Annotated in this window: 4 protein-coding genes and 1 pseudogene; all 5 read right to left on the bottom strand. The window is 35.7% G+C overall.

Going from position 1 to position 4,548, the window contains the following annotated elements:
• Positions 1-685, bottom strand: a 685-nt coding sequence (gene mobV / locus KA894_RS14435; protein ID WP_210134036.1) for a MobV family relaxase, incomplete at its 3' end; no start/stop codon positions are given.
• Between the two features lie 506 nt (positions 686-1,191).
• Complete coding sequence (gene bleO, locus KA894_RS14430) at positions 1,192-1,596, bottom strand: bleomycin binding protein (RefSeq protein ID WP_001242578.1); 405 nt, start codon at positions 1,594-1,596, stop codon at positions 1,192-1,194.
• A 216-nt stretch (positions 1,597-1,812) separates the two neighbouring features.
• Positions 1,813-2,574, bottom strand: coding sequence for an aminoglycoside O-nucleotidyltransferase ANT(4')-Ia (aadD1, locus tag KA894_RS14425; RefSeq protein ID WP_001014230.1), 762 nt, complete (start codon positions 2,572-2,574; stop codon positions 1,813-1,815).
• Positions 2,575-2,742: 168 nt separating this feature from the next.
• On the bottom strand, positions 2,743-3,726 hold the full coding sequence (locus KA894_RS14420) for a protein rep (protein WP_000336291.1): 984 nt from the start codon (positions 3,724-3,726) through the stop codon (positions 2,743-2,745).
• Positions 3,727-3,970: 244 nt separating this feature from the next.
• A pseudogene (locus KA894_RS14415) lies at positions 3,971-4,548 on the bottom strand (MobV family relaxase); the annotation flags it as partial.

The raw sequence follows: 4,548 nt of genomic DNA, 5'->3' as shown, positions 1-4,548 counted from the left end.
CTGGTACTTCTAAATCTGATTTAACTTTATCGCTATAAGCAGTCCATTCATCTTTTTTAACTGCTAAATTTTTTTCTAGAAAATCAATCTCTTTTTCCAAAGTTTGTTTTTTAAATTTAGCTGTCTCAATATGTTTACGGTCAGAGCCACGTTCACCACGCTTCAACTCAAAACCCTGTTTTTTCATATGCTCGGGGAATTTATCTTGTAGCCATAACAGTTCTTGACGATTAAACACATTTTTTCCTTGCAGTTTTCCATCACGCATAGGCACAACACCTAAATGCATGTGAGGGGTTTGCTCATCATTATGAACTGTTGCATAAGCAATATTTTGCTTGCCATATCGTTCGGAAAATAATTTATAACTTTCCTCAAAAAATCGTTTTTGTTCTCCTGGATCCAGTTGCTCAAAAAAATCTCGGTCAGATGTTACTAGCAACTCATTTACAAGAACAGCATCTTTCCTCGTTTTTCTTGTACCTGTTTTTTGTGATTCAATAATTTCTTTGACACGTTCGTTGTAATCAATATTTTTATCATTTTTCAAATCATAATTTTCACGTGTTCGCTCATGGTCAATATCATCATTCGTTCTACTTTTTCGCTCTCTTTGATTATGAAATTGCATGCCTTTTAGTCCAGCTGATTTCACTTTTTGCATTCTACAAACTGCATAACTCATATGTAAATCGCTCCTTTTTAGGTGGCACAAATGTGAGGCATTTTCGCTCTTTCCGGCAACCACTTCCAAGTAAAGTATAACACACTATACTTTATATTCATAAAGTGTGTGCTCTGCGAGGCTGTCGGCAGTGCCGACCAAAACCATAAAACCTTTAAGACCTTTCTTTTTTTTACGAGAAAAAAGAAACAAAAAAACCTGCCCTCTGCCACCTCAGCAAAGGGGGGTTTTGCTCTCGTGCTCGTTTAAAAATCAGCAAGGGACAGGTAGTATTTTTTGAGAAGATCACTCAAAAAATCTCCACCTTTAAACCCTTGCCAATTTTTATTTTGTCCGTTTTGTCTAGCTTACCGAAAGCCAGACTCAGCAAGAATAAAATTTTTATTGTCTTTCGGTTTTCTAGTGTAACGGACAAAACCACTCAAAATAAAAAAGATACAAGAGAGGTCTCTCGTATCTTTTATTCAGCAATCGCGCCCGATTGCTGAACAGATTAATAATAGATTTTAGCTTTTTATTTGTTGAAAAAAGCTAATCAAATTGTTGTCGGGATCAATTACTGCAAAGTCTCGTTCATCCCACCACTGATCTTTTAATGATGTATTGGGGTGCAAAATGCCCAAAGGCTTAATATGTTGATATAATTCATCAATTCCCTCTACTTCAATGCGGCAACTAGCAGTACCAGCAATAAACGACTCCGCACCTGTACAAACCGGTGAATCATTACTACGAGAGCGCCAGCCTTCATCACTTGCCTCCCATAGATGAATCCGAACCTCATTACACATTAGAACTGCGAATCCATCTTCATGGTGAACCAAAGTGAAACCTAGTTTATCGCAATAAAAACCTATACTCTTTTTAATATCCCCGACTGGCAATGCCGGGATAGACTGTAACATTCTCACGCATAAAATCCCCTTTCATTTTCTAATGTAAATCTATTACCTTATTATTAATTCAATTCGCTCATAATTAATCCTTTTTCTTATTACGCAAAATGGCCCGATTTAAGCACACCCTTTATTCCGTTAATGCGCCATGACAGCCATGATAATTACTAATACTAGGAGAAGTTAATAAATACGTAACCAACATGATTAACAATTATTAGAGGTCATCGTTCAAAATGGTATGCGTTTTGACACATCCACTATATATCCGTGTCGTTCTGTCCACTCCTGAATCCCATTCCAGAAATTCTCTAGCGATTCCAGAAGTTTCTCAGAGTCGGAAAGTTGACCAGACATTACGAACTGGCACAGATGGTCATAACCTGAAGGAAGATCTGATTGCTTAACTGCTTCAGTTAAGACCGAAGCGCTCGTCGTATAACAGATGCGATGATGCAGACCAATCAACATGGCACCTGCCATTGCTACCTGTACAGTCAAGGATGGTAGAAATGTTGTCGGTCCTTGCACACGAATATTACGCCATTTGCCTGCATATTCAAACAGCTCTTCTACGATAAGGGCACAAATCGCATCGTGGAACGTTTGGGCTTCTACCGATTTAGCAGTTTGATACACTTTCTCTAAGTATCCACCTGAATCATAAATCGGCAAAATAGAGAAAAATTGACCATGTGTAAGCGGCCAATCTGATTCCACCTGAGATGCATAATCTAGTAGAATCTCTTCGCTATCAAAATTCACTTCCACCTTCCACTCACCGGTTGTCCATTCATGGCTGAACTCTGCTTCCTCTGTTGACATGACACACATCATCTCAATATCCGAATAGGGCCCATCAGTCTGACGACCAAGAGAGCCATAAACACCAATAGCCTTAACATCATCCCCATATTTATCCAATATTCGTTCCTTAATTTCATGAACAATCTTCATTCTTTCTTCTCTAGTCATTATTATTGGTCCATTCACTATTCTCATTCCCTTTTCAGATAATTTTAGATTTGCTTTTCTAAATAAGAATATTTGGAGAGCACCGTTCTTATTCAGCTATTAATAACTCGTCTTCCTAAGCATCCTTCAATCCTTTTAATAACAATTATAGCATCTAATCTTCAACAAACTGGCCCGTTTGTTGAACTACTCTTTAATAAAATAATTTTTCCGTTCCCAATTCCACATTGCAATAATAGAAAATCCATCTTCATCGGCTTTTTCGTCATCATCTGTATGAATCAAATCGCCTTCTTCTGTGTCATCAAGGTTTAATTTTTTATGTATTTCTTTTAACAAACCACCATAGGAGATTAACCTTTTACGGTGTAAACCTTCCTCCAAATCAGACAAACGTTTCAAATTCTTTTCTTCATCATCGGTCATAAAATCCGTATCCTTTACAGGATATTTTGCAGTTTCGTCAATTGCCGATTGTATATCCGATTTATATTTATTTTTCGGTCGAATCATTTGAACTTTTACATTTGGATCATAGTCTAATTTCATTGCCTTTTTCCAAAATTGAATCCATTGTTTTTGATTCACGTAGTTTTCTGTATTCTTAAAATAAGTTGGTTCCACACATACCAATACATGCATGTGCTGATTATAAGAATTATCTTTATTATTTATTGTCACTTCCGTTGCACGCATAAAACCAACAAGATTTTTATTAATTTTTTTATATTGCATCATTCGGCGAAATCCTTGAGCCATATCTGACAAACTCTTATTTAATTCTTCGCCATCATAAACATTTTTAACTGTTAATGTGAGAAACAACCAACGAACTGTTGGCTTTTGTTTAATAACTTCAGCAACAACCTTTTGTGACTGAATGCCATGTTTCATTGCTCTCCTCCAGTTGCACATTGGACAAAGCCTGGATTTACAAAACCACACTCGATACAACTTTCTTTCGCCTGTTTCACGATTTTGTTTATACTCTAATATTTCAGCACAATCTTTTACTCTTTCAGCCTTTTTAAATTCAAGAATATGCAGAAGTTCAAAGTAATCAACATTAGCGATTTTCTTTTCTCTCCATGGTCTCACTTTTCCACTTTTTGTCTTGTCCACTAAAACCCTTGATTTTTCATCTGAATAAATGCTACTATTAGGACACATAATATTAAAAGAAACCCCCATCTATTTAGTTATTTGTTTAGTCACTTATAACTTTAACAGATGGGGTTTTTCTGTGCAACCAATTTTAAGGGTTTTCAATACTTTAAAACACATACATACCAACACTTCAACGCACCTTTCAGCAACTAAAATAAAAATGACGTTATTTCTATATGTATCAAGATAAGAAAGAACAAGTTCAAAACCATCAAAAAAAGACACCTTTTCAGGTGCTTTTTTTATTTTATAAACTCATTCCCTGATCTCGACTTCGTTCTTTTTTTACCTCTCGGTTATGAGTTAGTTCAAATTCGTTCTTTTTAGGTTCTAAATCGTGTTTTTCTTGGAATTGTGCTGTTTTATCCTTTACCTTGTCTACAAACCCCTTAAAAACGTTTTTAAAGGCTTTTAAGCCGTCTGTACGTTCCTTAAGGAATTCCTTAGTGCTTTCATAGATTAAACTCACATCACGCTTTAAATCGCTTATTTTAGACTTTAAAGACTTGTTTTCTTCAAGCAACTCATTATAATCATTTACATTTTCATTAAATCGCTCTACAAGACCACTATATTTTTCTTTAACTTGCCCATGTTCTTTACTTAATTTTTTATATTCTCTCGCCATATCAGTACTCATGAGATTTCTAACATGCTGTTTTAACCTATCGTTATCTCTCGCAGCAGTCACTAAGTTTTTATAATCACGCTCCGATATAACAACATTTTTGGTTGGTTTCTTTTCTGTTTTCATTATTTCTTTTCCCAAACCAAACATGGACTTTTCACCCGTTGGCACTTCAACACTTTTCATGTGTCGTTTCG

Source organism: Staphylococcus sp. GDY8P131P (assembly GCF_017891975.1).
Classification (GTDB): domain Bacteria; phylum Bacillota; class Bacilli; order Staphylococcales; family Staphylococcaceae; genus Staphylococcus; species Staphylococcus nepalensis.
The sequence above is the reverse complement of the archived record's forward strand: the minus strand, read 5'-3'. Positions and strand labels throughout refer to the sequence as shown.

Excerpts from the sequence above, each read along its gene's own strand:
- KA894_RS14420 (WP_000336291.1), bottom strand. The coding sequence starts at position 3,726 with ATGTGTCCTAATAGTAGCATTTATTCAGATGAAAAATCAAGGGTTTTA.